We start from the raw sequence: 16,126 nt of genomic DNA, 5'->3' as shown, positions 1-16,126 counted from the left end.
CTTAGAATCCTACTTTGATTAAATAAATAATTAAAAAATCAATTTACGAGAAAGAACTATTTACACAAAAGATTTGACAGTTTCCGTCCTTCCGCATCTGTATCACTTAACTAATACACTAATATCTATTGCTTAATTTGTCAATATCTAATTCAAAATTTCACTAATGGATTTTATTTATCATGCTTCCCGCCAATATACAAAAAGCCATAAATCGCTGGTCCAATTACAATTGCACCGGCAACAGAAGTAACTAGTACTACGACAAAACGTGGCATTGCAAAAAAGTCTGCACTAAAACCCTTACCAGCCCAGGCTCCGACAAATACTATTGCCCAAGCAATTAGCATTGAAATAAATAATTTTAAAGCTGAAAATTCATTTTTATTTTTCATCATCTTCACCTTTATCTTCATCATCTGGCACATACTTAAGCAAATCACCAGGTTGGCAATCTAATGCCTTACAAATTTTGCTAAGTGTATCAAAACGAACACCATGTGCCTTACCTGTTTTCAAAATAGACAAGTTCGCCGGTGTAATCCCAATTTCTTTAGCTAAATCTTTTGACTTCATCTTTCTTTTTAACAGCATAAAGTCAACAGTTACTTCAATCATCTGTTTTCATCCCCATTAAATAAAAGTATCTGATTCTTGTTGCAGCTTTAAACCAGATTTAAATACTAGATAAATAATATAGATAATTGCTAAAAAGATTAAGGCATTCCAGCTACTTGCTACCCATTCACTAGAAAGCTGGTCTGCTTTAGCAAATTCACCAGTCACGCAAATCAACAAGACATTGACCCAATTTAGTATAGTATAAATACCTACAGTCGCCAGCAACCGCTGCAATAATTGCAGGTTATCTTGTTCAAAATACTTCTCTTGATTTAAATTTACAATCATTTTTTGTAAATAATGAACAATTACAATCATCACAATATCGGCAATTAATGCCACAGCAATCACCATCCATGCTGAAGGACCATTGCTTACTTTAAAAAATGGAGTAATCATCATCTGGCGAATCCAGCCTTGCGTTCCGGGCGTTATGACTGCAGCAACTAAAAAGATCAAATAGAAGATCGCCATCAAAACAAAGTATATTTCGCCAATCCAGGATACGATGTTAAGTAATTTAAAAACTTTATTTTTCATTTATATTCTCCCTTCCTAAATAATCTTGTTAGTGTCATCACGTAAGGCTAAGCCATGCTTAAAGATCAAGTAGACAACATAGACAATCGCAATAAATACCAGATCAGCAATATATGCATTAGGATAAAATGGTGTGCTGTCCATTGGCAAGATAATTGCCCAGGAAATAATTGACAACACTGTATAAACAATTGATCTAATTAACAATTGCTTCAATTCATGCAGGTTAGCCTGATCAAAGTAAACTTCTTGCTTGATATTCTTGATCAAGTGCCGCACATTATGAATGCCAAGATTAAAGAAAATAACAGCTATCAAACCAATAATCATAAAAAATGGTAGTATATGCCAAAATTGGCTACTATACTGGCGTAAACCAGGTTCTTTAGCAATTTCTCTGATTACATCTGGCATTTTAACTAATAAGAATACAAAAGATCCTGCCATGAGTGTACATACAGCAATTGAAAACCACATAAATATTTCAATAATCCAGCTAATTACCGTTATTAGATTCAGGATAAACTTTTTCATAATTCATTCCTCCCTATAGAGTTATCTACCTCTCATTAATTTTATTGTATTACGATAATTATTAGTTGCAAATATATAATTTTATATTGAGGTGCAAAAAAATAGCTATCAAACCATTTTAGGTTAATAGCTATTTTCTTATATTTAATTTCTGTTTTATCTTCTACCAATGCCCGAAAAGGCCAAGCCTAAGGCTGCACCACCAAGTGCTCCTGCTTGATGAGAGACAGGGCGAACACCATTAGCAATCTCATAGTGAAATTCAGTCACACCCTTAGATAACTTGCTTTGCCAGCTTAAAGGATCAAGACCAACACGAATTAAGTTGCAAACATAGTTAGCTGATTCGCCAGTTTCGAGTTGATGCTTAGCATTAAGCAAAACTTTGCGTTCTTCTGGTTTAGTATTTTCGTTTACTAACAAATCAGTAATATTATTCAAAAGCCAAATCTTCAAGTCGTTTTCATCTTCTTGATACATTTTGAGACCTTCTTTGATTTTCATTTGCTCTTATTATAGTCCTAAAAAATCAAAATGAACCTTCAAAATTAATTCTCTAATCAACGAAAAACCTGGCAAAAAATCGTCGCAATTATGCCTTCATAAAGCGCAGCCATTCCCCAGGGGACATGATAATCTTCTTTTACTATTATGTTCCAAACATCTATTAAATCATTCATTCTCTCATATAACCTATTTACAATATTACGATTTACTATATTATAATATTGTAAATTATAGTCCAACAAAATACCGAACCAGCTTCGCACTGATTCGGTATTTTTTACTTATACATATATTTCTTACATGCTTCTTTAGGATCCATCCCGTGACGAATCTTAAGCGCAACCTCAATTGACACGTCAGCAATAATTGATTGCGGATCAATCACGTTATAAGGATGATCTGGTGCCTTTTCTTGAGCTAAAGATAATTCAGTACAACCAAGCAAAATAACGTTGCAGCCATACTTATCATGCATTGTTTTCAAAATCTTGTGATACAAGTCATGATCAACAATGCCTTTTTCTTTAATATCAGAATAAATCAATTCATTGACCATCGGCTGAATCTCAGGACCACCTAATTCTACCGTCCTGCCAACTTTTTGAATTTCATCGGCATATAAATGATCATAAATTGACCCTTCTGTAGCAATTAAGCCAATTTTCTTTTCATCAGGATAATTATCAATAAAATTGTGCACTGCAATCCGCATCATATGCAAGAATGGCTTATCAGTAAGTGCTGCCAAATCATCATAGAAATAATGCGCAGTGTTGCATGGCATTACCAAAAAGTCTGTTCCCAGCTTATCCTGGCCTTCTACATCATCTTTTAAATCATAAAAGAAGTTAGGATTAGAATGATCCTTAATATAAGCAGTTCTATCAGGAACTTGAGCATCATTAACCAAAATATAGTTTAAATAATCTTGGTCTCGCGCAATTTTTACTCGATGGTTAATTAAACGAACATAACTTTCAGTGGCAATGGTTCCCATCCCACCAATAATACTAAAGAAATGTTTCATCTTATCTTCTACTTTCTAAAATGCTCTTTTTGACCTTCTAATTCATTGATTACTTCTTGAGCAACTACGATATCTGATGGATATGGAGTATTTACGCCGCGAATCTTTTGGAATGCATCTGCACCCTTGCCGCAGATTAAGACTACATCATCTGGACCAGCCATAGCAATCGCGTCATGAATAGCTTTCTTACGGTCTAATTCAATTGTAACGTCGCATTTAGAGTGATCAATACCTGAATCTATTTCCTCGGCAATACTCTTAGGGTCTTCGAATCCTGGATCATCAGTAGTCAAAAATGCTTTATCTGCATATGCACTTAAACTTTCACTAAAGCCTGGACGACGAGATACCCCTTTATCACCAGGTGCACCAACGACCACAATAATCTTAGGATTATTAAATTCACTTTGCATGAAGTTCATTAAAGCCATCATCGAAGCTTTATTGTGTGCATAGTCAACTACAACCATTCCGTGGCTCTTAGTTCTTTCAGTTTGCATACGACCCGGAATAGTTACATCACGAATACCCTTAGCACATTGATCATGGTTAAGGCCTGCAAGACCAGCACCGATAATCGCAGCAGTACCGTTTGATTCATTAAAGTCACCAAGCATCTTCAAAGTATAGTCACCGTTGATTGGCAATTTACGTGCCTTATCACTAGAGCAGAATAACTTGAAGCGAGTTTCCTTCATATCTAATTCTTGAGAAGCAAATCTGAAGTCAATTGGTACCTTTAAATCCGGATTTTCGAAATCTTCTCTAGCAAATAAGTAAATGCTATCAGGATTAGTAGTAGTGGTTGCTGCAGCGTAAACCTCATTGAAGTGAGCAGTTTCTGCATTGATAATACACTTGCGTGAATTTACCAATAATTGCAACTTGCAGTGTAAGTAATCTGCAAAATTAGGGTGTTCATTTGGTCCAATATGGTCTGGACTAATATTCAAGAAGAAACCTAAATCATAAGTTAAACCAAAGACACGATTCTTCTTGTATGCTTGACTTGAAACTTCCATTACCAAGTGAGTCATTCCGTTATCAACAGCAGTACGCATGTCACGGAACAAGTCCAAACTTTCTGGGGTAGTCAAACTAGACTTAAAACTATCTTCTGGCTTTGGTCCAACAACGTCATTAACTGATGAAATCAAAGCGGTCTTGCCGCCATTAGCTTGGTCGAGCATTCCCTTTAAAAAGTATGCAGAAGTAGTCTTACCCTTAGTTCCAGTAAATGCTACTACATACAAATCATCTTGTGGAAAACGGAAGAATGCTGCTGAAAGTAATGCCATTGCCTTTGATACGTCACGTACGATCAATGCATGCATCCCTTTACCTTCTGGATAAGGTTGTTCAGCTACGTAGCAGATTGCTCCATTATCTTTAGCCATTGATAAATATGTTGGTCTAAAGCCCGCACCTTTACAGAAGAATAAAGTGTTAGTTTGGATATCACGTGAATCATATGACACGTATTCCATCTTGGTTGCTACAGTATCTTGTACTGCACTTGACTTAAGTAAATGATGCTCTTTTAAAATTAAAATACAGGTATTTAAAGAAATACTCATTTTTTCTCCTCGTTGTATTAAAACATTTCAGTCAAAATTATAACACAGCTAGCCCTTGCTGTTTGCCTTCTTAGGATTAAGTGGTAAACGAATAATAAAACTTGTCCAATTCTTATCCGATTCGCATCTAATAGTTCCGTGATGCAAATCAACCACACCCTTGGTGATAGAAAGTCCCAATCCTGTACCACCAGTTTTTGTATTGCGCGATGTCTCCACGCGGTAAAAACGATCAAATATCTTTTTCAATGATTTCTTCGGAATAGGTTCACCATTATTTTCTACACGTAATTCAACTTCACGTTTATTTACTAGATTAGCCACTAATTTAATCTGCGTAGCGCCAATACCGTATTTAAAGGCATTAGAAATCAAATTATTATAAACTCGCACTAATTTTTCTGCATCAGCCTTAATGATTAAATTTTTGGGCCGAGCTTCAATTTTAATTTCTATGCCCTTTTTCTCAGCTTCTAGTTCAAATCCCGCAGCAACTTGCTCTAACATTGAATAAATATGTAAATTGCTCAAATTCAACTTAGTAGATTTAAGGGTAGTATATTCAAATAAATCATTGGCAAGAGACTTCATCTGCTCAGCCTTAGTATACGCAATGTTAACGTATTTTTGCTGATCTTCTGGTGAGGCAACCCCACTTTTCAACAATCCCAAATAACCAATAATTGAAGTTAACGGCGTTCTGATATCATGCGAAACGTTGGTAATCAATTCATCTTTTGACTGTTCAATTGCACGTTCCTCATTAATTGAATTAACCGTACTATCAACTAAAGAATTAATAGAATCAACCACATGTTGCAAATCTGGACGAACTCGAAAGTTGATTCGATGATCAAAGTGTCCACTTGCAATATAATGCAATTCTGAAATTACGTGGCGTAGCTGCATTTGATGATAGCGTCTAATCAGTCGCCAATATAAAACGACAATATCGCCTATCTCCATCAAAATAATAAACGTATTCTGCCAAGACCAAAGATGATACCCACCAGCAAATGTCATTGTTTTTTTCAAAAAATAAATGCCATTAACTAAGCTCTCATCTTGCAAAATAGCCAGGTGAATCAGAATAATAATTGATAAATTTAACAAAAGCAGAAGGACGATGGTTACCACTCCTTCTGCAAACAACTCACTTTTTTCAGCGCCAGTAAGCTTGACGCGTTCTTTTTTCATTAACTACGCCTCGACTTTATATCCTACGCCCCAAACGGTTTGAATGACATCTTCACCGCCGGTAGCTTTTTGAATCTTATCACGCAAGTGTGAAACGTGAACCATAACAGTTTTAGCTGAAACAATAGATTCTTGTTGCCATACGCGTTCAAAGATTTCATCTGCTGAAAATACCCGGTTAGGATGACTAGCTAAAAGATATAAAATACCAAATTCAAGAGCAGTTAATTGAATTGCTTTGCCATCAATAGTTTTAACTTCGTGTGAATCACGGTTAATAACTAATGGACCTACCTCCAAAACATCTGGTTCATCATCTTTAACTTGTTTTTGACTACGACGAAGAAGTGAACGAACCCTAGCCATTACTTCAAGTGGATTGAATGGCTTAGATACATAATCGTCGGCACCGGTGATTAACCCTTGAATCTTGTCCATGTCGCCAGTCTTAGCTGAAACAATAATAATTGGAATATCTGAATCTTTTCTGACTTCCTTAATTACTTCAATTCCTGACATATTTGGCATCATTATATCCAGTATCATCAAAGCGATATCTGGAGTCGTGGTTAATTTAGTAATTGCTTCTTTGCCGCTATATGCCGCAATTGGTTCATAACCTTCATTTTTCAGATAGATGCTTAATAATTCTACGATTTCCTTGTCATCATCAACAACTAAGATTTTCATAAAGAAAACCCCTCTCTTTATTTTGCTAATTGATTATAGTCTGTATCTTTATCTACTAGTTTAGCAGACCCTATGGTCTATATTTTACTATTTTTCAATAAAAGGCTGAAAGGTAAAGCTATTTTTTAGAAAAATACAAAAAATAGAGCAACTTGTGCTCTATTTTACTTCTATTCAATTTCTTTTTTACCAGTGTAAAGCTCGTAGTAGTAACCCTTTTGCTTCAATAGCTCTTCGTGGTTACCGGATTCAATGATATGACCATGATCAAGTACCAAGATCAAATCAGAGTTTACGATAGTTGACAAACGGTGGGCGATAACAAAACTAGTTCGTCCAGCAAGCAAGTTGTCCATACCTGCTTGAACCATCTTTTCGGTCTTAGTATCAATACTTGAGGTTGCTTCATCCAAGATCATTACAGGTTCGTCAGCAATCATCGCTCTCGCAATACTGAGCAGCTGCATTTGCCCTTGTGATAAATCTCCACCGTCTCCATCAATCACAGTATCATAGCCATGATCAAGATCGTGAATAAATTCATCGGCATGTGACAATTTAGCTGCTTGGTAAACATCATCATCACTAGCTTCAGGATTACCAAAGCGGATGTTATCCATGATAGTGCCAGTAAACAAGTGTGTTTCCTGCAAAACAATTGAAAGTGATCTACGCAAATCATCCTTCTTGATTTGTTTAATCGGGATACCATCATACGTAATTTTACCTGAATCAATATCATAGAATCGGTTCAACATATTTGAAATGGTAGTCTTCCCAGCACCAGTTTCACCAACCAAGGCAACTTTCATCCCTGGCTTGGCATTGATTGAAATATCATGCAAAATTTGGTGTTCTGGAACATAGCTAAAATTAACATGATCAAAAATGATGTGTCCGCGAACCGGTACTTTCTTAACAGAACCATCTTTTTCAGGAACATTCCAATTCCACATACTGCCGACTTCAGCACCTCGTGAAATTGTAACATCACCATTGTCAGTTTCAGAAGCTTTATCTTCCAAATTAAAGATTCTTTCGGCACCAGCTAAAGCTATCACAATTGAGTTCAACTGTTGTGAAATCTGGGCAATTGGCATACTAAACTGCTTTGATAATTGCAAGAATGAACCAATAGCACCAAGAGATAATGGAGCCCAGCCGTTAATAGCCACAGCACCACCAACAAAGGCAATTAAAACATAGAGCAAGTTACCCATGTTACCCATAATTGGGAAAAGGATAGTGGCATAGGTGTTGGCCTTACCTGAAGCTTGACGCAATTCTTCGTTATACTTATCAAAACCTGTTTTAGATTCTGGTTCATGACTGAAGACCTTAATAACCTTTAACCCATTAAGCATTTCTTCGTTATAACCATTGATTTGTCCCAACTTCTTCTGTTGAACTTGGAAGTAGTGACTTGATCTTAAAGTCAAGAAACGCACGATACCAAATGACATGGCAAAGATAATGAATGAAAATACAGTAAGTTGCCAGCTAAGTGAGAACATCGCTACTACAACGAAGATCAAACTTAAAGCTGAGTTAGTAAATTGTGGAATGGACTGTGAAATCATCTGCATCAAGGTATCGATATCGTTAGTATAACGACTCATGATATCGCCAAATTCATTTTGATCAAAGTATGAAATTGGCAAGCTTTCCATGTGGGTGAACATTTCGTTACGAACACGGAATTGTACCTTTTGAGCTAACACACCCATTAACATGTTGAACAAATAGTTAGACAAAAATCCAATGGCATAAATACCAAACATTACCGCAATAGCAGTTGCAAGTGGACCATAATTTGGCACCTTTTCCTTAGTTAGCGGAATAATGTAATCATTGATTAATCGTTCAATAAATAATGAACCGATAACATTACTTGCCGCTGCTAAAACGATGGTAATCATGGAAATGATGAGCATCCATGGACTTGTACTGTTTACTAATTTAAGCAAACGCATCAAAATCTTAATTCGATTGTCCTTAGTTTGATTTTTATTATCTACTGCTTGATCCATAACGCTCACCTACTTTCCTTGTTCTTCTTGGAACTTAGCAATTGAACTATAAAGCTCATTAGTCTTCATCAATTCTTCATGCGTTCCAATATCTTGAATTTTACCGTGATCCATCACGATGATGCGGTCAGCATCCTTAATTGAAACAATTCTTTGTGAAATGATGATCTTCGTTGTATCTGGCATGTCTTTAGCCAAAGAAGTTCTAATTTCACGTTCAGTACTGGTATCAACAGCTGAAGTTGAATCATCCAAAATTAAAATCTTAGGATTCTTAAGCAAGGCTCTCGCAATAGTAATTCTCTGCTTTTGACCACCAGAGACGTTATTACCACCTTGTTCGATCATGGTATCGTAACCATCCGGCATTTCACGAATAAAGCCATCAGCATGCGCAATCTTAGCTGCAGCTACAACTTGTTCATCGGTTGCATTTTCGTTACCCCATTTGAGGTTATCTTTTACTGTACCAGTGAACAAAACGTTGTTTTGCAAAACCATCGCAACGTTATCACGCAACGTCTTTAAGTCATATGACTTAACGTTATGACCCGCTACACGAACGGCACCTGCCGTTACATCATATAAACGCGGAATCATTGAAACCAAAGTTGACTTAGAAGAACCAGTTTCACCGATAATTCCTAGAGTTTCACCCGATTTGATATGCAAATTGATATCATGTAACGCATCAGTCTTGTCAGCTAGTTCATATTTAAAACTTACATGATCAAAAATAATTTCACCATTAGTTAAACGCTTAAGTGGCTTTTTAGGATTTTCAATAGTTGGCTTTTCAGTAATGACGGCAGCAATACGACGACCACTGGCACCTGAAACAACTAATTGCGTAGTAATCATAGCTAAAATATTCAAACTGAACAAAACGGAGTTTGAATAAGTAAACATTGAGATAAGTTGACCAGTTTGCAAACTGCCACCAACAACTTCTTTAGCACCAAACCAGCAGATAGCCAAAGTTGAAATGTTCAAAACAGCCGCTACAACTAACGCATTTAAAGACATAATCTTTTGTGCGGTAGCGAATAACTTATAGATAAAGCCTGATGACTTCTCAAATTGTTTAATCTGATCTTTTTCTTGAACGTAAGTCTTTACTTCGCGAATACCCCGAACATTTTCACGAACGACTTGGTTCATACGGTCATATCCTCTAAAAATTTTAGGGAAATATGGATATGCTGCTTTAATAATTAATCCTAATAGAATCGCAAAAATTGGGCCTATAACTAAGAAAATCAAAGATAATCTTGGACTAATTATGATAGACATCACAATTGAAACGATGAACATCATTGGCGCTCTAACCGCAATTCTGATAATCATCTGATATGCCATTTGTACGTTATTAACATCAGTAGTCAAACGCGTAACCAAACTGGCACTTGAGAAACGATCAATATTTTCAAAAGAATAGTCCTGCATATGGTAGAACATATCTTTACGTAAATTAGATGCAAAACCCGCTGCAGCATGTGCGGAAACATAACTCGCACTCGCACCTAATATCAGTGAAACTATAGTTATTATCAGTAATAACAACCCCATTTTACTGATATAGGGCATATTCCCCTTCATAATTCCATTATCAATCAAAATTCCGACCAAATATGGAATCAGCATTTCGATAATTACTTCACCAATAACGAATAATGGTGAGAGCAATGACAATTTTTTGTATTGTCTAATCGATTTGCTTAGTGTTTTGACCATATAGACCCACCTTTCCATGCACTTCATAAATAAAAAGATAAATAGGCTATTACCTATTTATCTTTTTTGACGTTATTAAATTAAGTATGTACTTTTTTAAAAAAAGAAGCAAATTATTTGCGTTGCATATTTGGTGCAAACGGTGAACCAGTGATCTTGTAATATCTTCTGAATAAGTAACGAGCACCAAATGCAACTGCCGCAATAATAATATCTACTTCACCTGGCAATACTGGGTTAATAGGTCTTAAGCCTGGAAGAGATAGTAACCAAATCCAGACGAATAATACGACAACAACGCCTATCATCCCTAAAATGATTTTAGCCCATGATTGGCGCTTACCATTTTTAGGCATTATCCAGTCATTATATTTCACCATACCGATGCCCATTACGATACCAACACTGGCTAAGGTTAAAATACCCATTTGTGAATTCTTAGGTTGTTTAGTTTCAAATAAAGCAACGACTCCAAACAAACCAACAAAAATTGCAAGATACATTAATGCACCATCAATAGCTAATTGCCAAAATGGAGTTGCAACGGGCTTCTTATCCGGATGAAGCATTTGCTCTGCCTTAATCTTTGGCGAAGCTAAGTATAAACCATTAGCTGGTTGTCCATGACGTTGTGCCACTACAATTTCACCTAATAGTTTATCAGTCATCTCTACTGCTTCGGCACGGGAAATTGAACCTTGCAATTGCAATTCTTTTTCCAAACGAAAAACGTAATCTTGATTTTTATTACTTAACTTATTACGTAATTCCTTTGGATCCATTTGTTTAATTTTTTCATCTTGATTGTCAGCTTCAGTTTGACGCTTTAACTTTGCTTGTTTTTCGCTATCAATATTTGAAGCTGTTTGTTCTTTTTTTGTCTCTTCAGCCATTCTTCCTCCTAGACATTAAATCTAAATTCGATAATGTCACCATCTTGAACTTCGTAGTCCTTACCTTCAAGACGCAACTTACCAGCTTCCTTAACCTTTTGCATAGTTTCAAGCTTGTCTAAATCATCGAAGGAAACAACTTCTGCACGAATGAAGCCACGTTCAAAGTCTGAGTGAATAACACCAGCAACTTGTGGAGCCTTCATACCCTTGTGGAAAGTCCATGCACGAGTTTCAGGACCACCAGCAGTAAAGAAGGTTCTAAGACCTAAGATGTGGTAAGCGGCACGAATCAAACGGTCCAAACCAGATTCTTCAACGCCTTCCATTTCAAGGAATTCCTTCTTTTCATCGTCAGCCATGCCAGCGATTTCTTCTTCAGTTGCAGCAGAAATACCCAAGCATTCAGCACCTTCGCTTTCAGCGTGCTTCTTAACGATTTGGTAGTACTTGTCGCTTTCTGGATCAGCCATTGAATCTTCAGCAATGTTAGCAACATAAATAACTGGCTTAGAAGTCAAAAGGAATAAGCCCTTAACAATCTTTTGTTCATCTTTATTAAAGTCGATTGAACGAGCAGCATTACCTTCTTCAAGAACTGGTTGCAATTTGTTAAGTACAGCCATTTCTGCCTTAGCTTCCTTGTCACCTTGTTGAGCAACCTTCTTTACCTTGTTAATGCGACGGTTAACAGCATCAAGGTCAGCAATTGCAAGTTCCAAATTAATAGTATTAATGTCTTCTTCTGGATCAACCTTACCTGTAACTGAAGTAATGTTGTCATCATCAAAAGCACGAACTACGTGAACAATGGCATCAGTTTGGCGAATGTTTTCGAGGAATTTGTTACCAAGACCTTCACCCTTTGAAGCACCTTTTACCAAACCAGCAATATCAGTAAATTCAAAAGTAGTGTGCACAATCTTCTTAGCAGGAATTAATTCTTGGATTCTTGCTAAACGCTTGTCAGGAACTTCAACCATCCCGACATTTGGTTCAATGGTGGCAAATGGGTAGTTAGCCATTTCTGCACCAGCCTTAGTAATCGCATTAAACAAAGTTGACTTACCAACGTTTGGCAAACCAACGATACCAGCAGTTAATGACATTTGTTGTCCTCTTTTTCTAAAAAACTATTTTAATATTTTATCTTACTTGTCTATTTTATCTAAAATTAGGGCGAGCGATACGATCTTTTGGCACATATTGCTCTTTTTTTGCATTAACCGGATCATTAGCTTTAGTTAAAACCTTTTTCATCTTCCGATTAAATTCGCTACGCGGCATCATAACCATATGGCCGCATCCCATACACTTCAGCTTAATATCAGCACCCATACGCAAAATTTCCCAGTCGTTGACTTGGCATGCGTGAGACTTTTTCATTTGAACTGTATCAGCTAAATTATAAGTGATTTCTTTAGTCATCTAAATCAACACCTAACAAATCAAGAATTCTATTCAACTCTTCGGCAGAAGTGAAATCAATTGATAGGTGACCTTTACCCTTTTTAGTCTCTGAAATATTAACGCTTGCGCCAAATTTATTAGACAATTGGTTTTCGCTTGCTCTAATAAAGGCTGACTTTTTAATAGCCTTCTTTTGGGGCTTTTTGGCATTCATTTCATTGACCAAGGCTTCAACCTTACGAACAGGTATCCCTTCTTGGGCCACCTTTTTGGCTAAACTATCAATTTTATCTTTGTCTTTTAAAGCTAAAAGAGTTCTAGCTTGACCCATTGATAATTCGCCATGTTGCAATAAACGCTTAGTTTTGCTTGGCAAAGTCAATAAACGTAAATAATTGGCAATGTATGGACGAGACTTGCCCATTCTCTTAGAAACTTCTTCCTGAGTTAAACCCAGATTCTTTTGTAGCATTTCATAAGCTTGTGCTTCTTCAAGTGGGGTCAAATCTTCACGTTGCAAGTTTTCTAAGACGGCTACTTCCATCATTTGACTTTCGTCAAACTTGCGAACGATTGCAGGAATGGTCTTTTTCTTAGCTAATTTTGATGCACGATAGCGCCGTTCACCTGCAATAATCTCATAACCATTAACAGACTTGCGGACGATAATAGGCTGAAAAACGCCATTTTCCTTAATAGAATCAGATAATTCTTTCAGGCTCTTGTCATCAAATCGCTTTCTAGGCTGATATGGATTAGAGCGAATCTCACTTAAATTGAGTTCTTGAACTTCTTCAGTTTCCTCAATTTGTGGTTCATCATCAAATAAAGCTTCGATACCACGACCTAATCCGCCTTTTTTTCTATTTTCTTTACTTCTGGAGTCTCTTACCATGAGCTTTTAACACCTCTTTTGCTAAATCATCATATACCTTAGCACCACGAGATCTTGGAGCATATTCGGTAATCGGCTGACCATAACTTGGTGCTTCTGCCAATTTAGTGATTCTTGGAATAATTGTTTTATAAACTTTTTTACTAAAGTATGATTGAACTTCCTTAACTACTTCTGCACCTAAATTGGTTCTAGCATCTAACATAGTTAAAAGGACGCCTTCAACACCTAAGTCCTTGTTAAAGTGCTTTTGTACTAAACGAATAGTATTCAAAAGCTGACTTAAACCTTCCATAGCATAATATTCACTTTGAACTGGAATCAAAATTGAGTCAGACGCAGTAAAAGCATTAATTGAAAGTTGACCTAATGAAGGAGGACAATCAATAAAAATAAAATCATATTGATCACTAATTGCATCTAAAGCCGACTTCAATCTTGTTTCACGTGCCATCATGCTAATTAATTCAGTTTCAGCACCTGATAAATTGATTGTTGCTGGAACCATGTCTAACTTAGCTATTGATGTATGATGAATTGTATCTTGGATTGGAATTTCGTCAATCAAAACATTGTAAATGTCCTGGTCAATCTCTGATTTTTCAATTCCTAAACCAGAGGTGGCATTTCCTTGTGGGTCAATATCCACAATTAAAACACGGTAACCACGGTCGGCAATTGAGGCTGCTAAATTGATAGTAGTAGTGGTCTTACCCACGCCACCTTTTTGGTTAGCAACCGAAATTACATTTACCATATTTTCCATCCTTTCTACTTTCTCTTTAATTCAATGGTGATTTTGTAATCATCTGGATTTTTATCTTCTTTAATTTTAACTTTAATTCCTGAATCTTTAGCCAACTTAACAGCCTTCTTAATGGTATTAATTTGAACTTTAAGGTCCTTTGGAATGCGGTTAACAACACGCTTTTGTTCTGCTTTTTCCTTTTTCTTAGGTTGAGGATTAAAGTAAGCATCCACATCTTTAGCAATTTCTTCAGTTTGCTTTACATTCAAGCCTTTAGCTTCAATCTCAGCTAAAACTCGCTTTTGATCAGCATCATCAAGATTTAAAAGAGCACGGCCATGACGAGCAGTAATTTTTCCTTCAACCAAAGCAGTTTGCACGTCATCATCTAACTTAAGTAAACGCAACTTGTTTGCGACATATGATTGAGACTTACCCATATCTTTAGCCAAAGCAGTTTGAGTTAAATCATTTAATTTCATCAAATTAGTATAGGCTTTAGCTTCATCAATAGGATTCAAGTCTTCACGTTGCAAATTTTCAATTAAAGCAAGAGAAGCTGCTTGATCATCATTCATGTTTTTGACAATGGCAGGAATAGTCTCCCAGCCTAAACTCTTAGCAGCACGATAGCGACGTTCACCTGCAATAATCTCATAGTGATCATCACCATCTTCACGTACTACAATCGGTTGAAGCAATCCATCTTGATCAAGAGTATCCGCCAATTCCTTAATTGAATCATCAGAAAATTGACGTCGTGGTTGATATTGATTAGGAACAATCTTATCTAACTCAAGATCTTGAATTTGCTTATTCTTGGGGATTTCTTCATCATGATGCATAAAAGAAAATAATGACATTTTTCATCCTCCTATTAACATATTGGTTTACGCCGCGGCGTCCCCGCTTGACGAGGGTATTTCTTTGGCGTTTCTTTAACTTTTTTAACCAAAACCAAAGTTCTTTCTTCTGTAGTTCCTGGCAAAGTTAACTCTTCATCTTTAATTAATTTACCTCCGAGAACTGCAAGTGCCTTTTGTCCTTCATCCAGTTCATCTTCAGCTTTTGGTCCTTTAAGAGCTACAAAATAACCATCGTTTTTAACCAATGGTAGACAATATTCGCTTAAAACACTCATCTTGGCTACAGCCCGTGCAGTAACAATATCAAACTTTTCGCGATAAAGCTTATTTTGACCAACATCTTCAGCACGGCCATGAACTAACTCCACATTATCCAAATCTAATTTAGCAATCAAATCTTTCAAAAAAGTCAGCCTTTTAGCCAGCGAATCAACAATCGTTACTTTAAGAGATGGCTTTAAAATCTTTAATGGGATCGAAGGAAATCCGGCCCCAGCTCCGACATCACAAAGAGTAGCACCATCTTTAAAAACATCGCCAAAAACAAAGAGTGGCGTAACACTATCATAAAAATGTTTGAGATAAACTTCATTTTCTTCCGTAATTCGAGTCAAGTTAACATGTTCATTGACTTCAATTAAGAATTTAAAATAAAGTTTAAATTGCTCTTTTTGTTTATCAGTTAATACAAAATTATGTTTTGATAATTCTAAAATAAATTTTTCAGGATTCATTTTTCACCCGTGAAACCTTGTTTCACACTTCTAAATTTAACGCTAATTATACTTATTAGTAAAGAGAAATCGTCCTTACAATTATCAACTATTTCATTGCAATCGTCAAAGTTTTGTCGC

Annotated in this window: 18 protein-coding genes; all 18 read right to left on the bottom strand. The window is 36.2% G+C overall.

The window, feature by feature from the left end:
- Positions 1–173: 173 nt before the first annotated feature.
- Complete coding sequence (locus CP355_RS04310) at positions 174–395, bottom strand: hypothetical protein (protein WP_087176218.1); 222 nt, start codon at positions 393–395, stop codon at positions 174–176.
- The gene (locus tag CP355_RS04305) at positions 385–618 is read right to left on the bottom strand and encodes a helix-turn-helix transcriptional regulator (protein ID WP_025005894.1); all 234 of its coding nucleotides are present in this window, start codon (positions 616–618) and stop codon (positions 385–387) included. Before CP355_RS04305 ends, CP355_RS04310 begins: the two co-directional genes overlap by 11 nt.
- A 15-nt stretch (positions 619–633) precedes the next feature.
- On the bottom strand, positions 634–1,161 hold the full coding sequence (locus CP355_RS10360) for a DUF2975 domain-containing protein (protein WP_025005895.1): 528 nt from the start codon (positions 1,159–1,161) through the stop codon (positions 634–636).
- 15 nt (positions 1,162–1,176) lie between these two features.
- A complete protein-coding gene (locus tag CP355_RS04295) occupies positions 1,177–1,695 on the bottom strand; it encodes a DUF2975 domain-containing protein (RefSeq protein WP_098036413.1) in 519 nt (172 codons plus the stop codon).
- A gap of 156 nt (positions 1,696–1,851) precedes the next feature.
- On the bottom strand, positions 1,852–2,175 hold the full coding sequence (locus CP355_RS04290) for a bacteriocin immunity protein (protein WP_025005897.1): 324 nt from the start codon (positions 2,173–2,175) through the stop codon (positions 1,852–1,854).
- 304 nt (positions 2,176–2,479) lie between these two features.
- On the bottom strand, positions 2,480–3,229 hold the full coding sequence (locus CP355_RS04280) for an aspartate/glutamate racemase family protein (protein ID WP_098043963.1): 750 nt from the start codon (positions 3,227–3,229) through the stop codon (positions 2,480–2,482).
- Positions 3,230–3,237: 8 nt separating this feature from the next.
- Entirely contained in the window at positions 3,238–4,809 is a 1,572-nt protein-coding gene (locus CP355_RS04275; protein WP_087176214.1) for a UDP-N-acetylmuramoyl-L-alanyl-D-glutamate--2,6-diaminopimelate ligase, read from the bottom strand.
- 48 nt (positions 4,810–4,857) lie between these two features.
- Positions 4,858–6,006, bottom strand: coding sequence for a cell wall metabolism sensor histidine kinase WalK (locus tag CP355_RS04270; RefSeq protein ID WP_025005901.1), 1,149 nt, complete (start codon positions 6,004–6,006; stop codon positions 4,858–4,860).
- A 3-nt stretch (positions 6,007–6,009) separates the two neighbouring features.
- Positions 6,010–6,696, bottom strand: coding sequence for a response regulator transcription factor (locus CP355_RS04265; protein WP_025005902.1), 687 nt, complete (start codon positions 6,694–6,696; stop codon positions 6,010–6,012).
- A 170-nt stretch (positions 6,697–6,866) separates the two neighbouring features.
- The gene (locus CP355_RS04260; RefSeq protein WP_098043965.1) at positions 6,867–8,726 is read right to left on the bottom strand and encodes an ABC transporter ATP-binding protein; all 1,860 of its coding nucleotides are present in this window, start codon (positions 8,724–8,726) and stop codon (positions 6,867–6,869) included.
- Between the two features lie 9 nt (positions 8,727–8,735).
- Positions 8,736–10,460 (bottom strand): ABC transporter ATP-binding protein, encoded by a 1,725-nt coding sequence (locus tag CP355_RS04255; protein WP_087176212.1) that lies wholly within the window; start codon positions 10,458–10,460, stop codon positions 8,736–8,738.
- A 113-nt stretch (positions 10,461–10,573) separates the two neighbouring features.
- Positions 10,574–11,353, bottom strand: a complete 780-nt coding sequence (locus tag CP355_RS04250) for a DUF1129 domain-containing protein (protein ID WP_087235900.1) — start codon at positions 11,351–11,353, stop codon at positions 10,574–10,576.
- An 8-nt stretch (positions 11,354–11,361) separates the two neighbouring features.
- The gene (ychF, locus tag CP355_RS04245) at positions 11,362–12,462 is read right to left on the bottom strand and encodes a redox-regulated ATPase YchF (RefSeq protein WP_098043962.1); all 1,101 of its coding nucleotides are present in this window, start codon (positions 12,460–12,462) and stop codon (positions 11,362–11,364) included.
- A gap of 55 nt (positions 12,463–12,517) precedes the next feature.
- Positions 12,518–12,781, bottom strand: a complete 264-nt coding sequence (locus CP355_RS04240) for a DUF951 domain-containing protein (RefSeq protein ID WP_025005907.1) — start codon at positions 12,779–12,781, stop codon at positions 12,518–12,520.
- Positions 12,774–13,658, bottom strand: a complete 885-nt coding sequence (locus CP355_RS04235) for a ParB/RepB/Spo0J family partition protein (RefSeq protein ID WP_087176210.1) — start codon at positions 13,656–13,658, stop codon at positions 12,774–12,776. Before CP355_RS04235 ends, CP355_RS04240 begins: the two co-directional genes overlap by 8 nt.
- The gene (locus CP355_RS04230; protein ID WP_098036426.1) at positions 13,636–14,415 is read right to left on the bottom strand and encodes a ParA family protein; all 780 of its coding nucleotides are present in this window, start codon (positions 14,413–14,415) and stop codon (positions 13,636–13,638) included. The genes CP355_RS04235 and CP355_RS04230 overlap by 23 nt, the downstream gene beginning before the upstream one ends.
- Positions 14,416–14,429: 14 nt before the next feature.
- On the bottom strand, positions 14,430–15,269 hold the full coding sequence (gene noc / locus CP355_RS04225) for a nucleoid occlusion protein (protein ID WP_098036411.1): 840 nt from the start codon (positions 15,267–15,269) through the stop codon (positions 14,430–14,432).
- 14 nt (positions 15,270–15,283) lie between these two features.
- Entirely contained in the window at positions 15,284–16,006 is a 723-nt protein-coding gene (gene rsmG, locus CP355_RS04220) for a 16S rRNA (guanine(527)-N(7))-methyltransferase RsmG (protein ID WP_098043961.1), read from the bottom strand.
- Positions 16,007–16,126: the final 120 nt, after the last annotated feature.

The sequence above is a fragment of the Lactobacillus sp. UMNPBX4 genome (assembly GCF_002554115.1).
Taxonomy (GTDB): domain Bacteria; phylum Bacillota; class Bacilli; order Lactobacillales; family Lactobacillaceae; genus Lactobacillus; species Lactobacillus gallinarum.
Note: the sequence above shows the minus strand (reverse complement) of the source record. Positions and strands in the feature narration are given on the sequence as shown.

Excerpts from the sequence above, each read along its gene's own strand:
- CP355_RS04255 (WP_087176212.1), bottom strand. The coding sequence starts at position 10,460 with ATGGTCAAAACACTAAGCAAATCGATTAGACAATACAAAAAATTGTCA.
- CP355_RS04230 (WP_098036426.1), bottom strand. The coding sequence starts at position 14,415 with ATGGTAAATGTAATTTCGGTTGCTAACCAAAAAGGTGGCGTGGGTAAG.
- CP355_RS04275 (WP_087176214.1), bottom strand. The coding sequence starts at position 4,809 with ATGAGTATTTCTTTAAATACCTGTATTTTAATTTTAAAAGAGCATCAT.
- CP355_RS04250 (WP_087235900.1), bottom strand. The coding sequence starts at position 11,353 with ATGGCTGAAGAGACAAAAAAAGAACAAACAGCTTCAAATATTGATAGC.
- CP355_RS04270 (WP_025005901.1), bottom strand. The coding sequence starts at position 6,006 with ATGAAAAAAGAACGCGTCAAGCTTACTGGCGCTGAAAAAAGTGAGTTG.
- noc (WP_098036411.1), bottom strand. The coding sequence starts at position 15,269 with ATGTCATTATTTTCTTTTATGCATCATGATGAAGAAATCCCCAAGAAT.
- ychF (WP_098043962.1), bottom strand. The coding sequence starts at position 12,462 with ATGTCATTAACTGCTGGTATCGTTGGTTTGCCAAACGTTGGTAAGTCA.
- CP355_RS10360 (WP_025005895.1), bottom strand. The coding sequence starts at position 1,161 with ATGAAAAATAAAGTTTTTAAATTACTTAACATCGTATCCTGGATTGGC.
- CP355_RS04280 (WP_098043963.1), bottom strand. The coding sequence starts at position 3,229 with ATGAAACATTTCTTTAGTATTATTGGTGGGATGGGAACCATTGCCACT.
- rsmG (WP_098043961.1), bottom strand. The coding sequence starts at position 16,006 with ATGAATCCTGAAAAATTTATTTTAGAATTATCAAAACATAATTTTGTA.
- CP355_RS04305 (WP_025005894.1), bottom strand. The coding sequence starts at position 618 with ATGATTGAAGTAACTGTTGACTTTATGCTGTTAAAAAGAAAGATGAAG.
- CP355_RS04265 (WP_025005902.1), bottom strand. The coding sequence starts at position 6,696 with ATGAAAATCTTAGTTGTTGATGATGACAAGGAAATCGTAGAATTATTA.
- CP355_RS04295 (WP_098036413.1), bottom strand. The coding sequence starts at position 1,695 with ATGAAAAAGTTTATCCTGAATCTAATAACGGTAATTAGCTGGATTATT.
- CP355_RS04260 (WP_098043965.1), bottom strand. The coding sequence starts at position 8,726 with ATGGATCAAGCAGTAGATAATAAAAATCAAACTAAGGACAATCGAATT.
- CP355_RS04310 (WP_087176218.1), bottom strand. The coding sequence starts at position 395 with ATGAAAAATAAAAATGAATTTTCAGCTTTAAAATTATTTATTTCAATG.
- CP355_RS04290 (WP_025005897.1), bottom strand. The coding sequence starts at position 2,175 with ATGTATCAAGAAGATGAAAACGACTTGAAGATTTGGCTTTTGAATAAT.
- CP355_RS04235 (WP_087176210.1), bottom strand. The coding sequence starts at position 13,658 with ATGGTAAGAGACTCCAGAAGTAAAGAAAATAGAAAAAAAGGCGGATTA.
- CP355_RS04240 (WP_025005907.1), bottom strand. The coding sequence starts at position 12,781 with ATGACTAAAGAAATCACTTATAATTTAGCTGATACAGTTCAAATGAAA.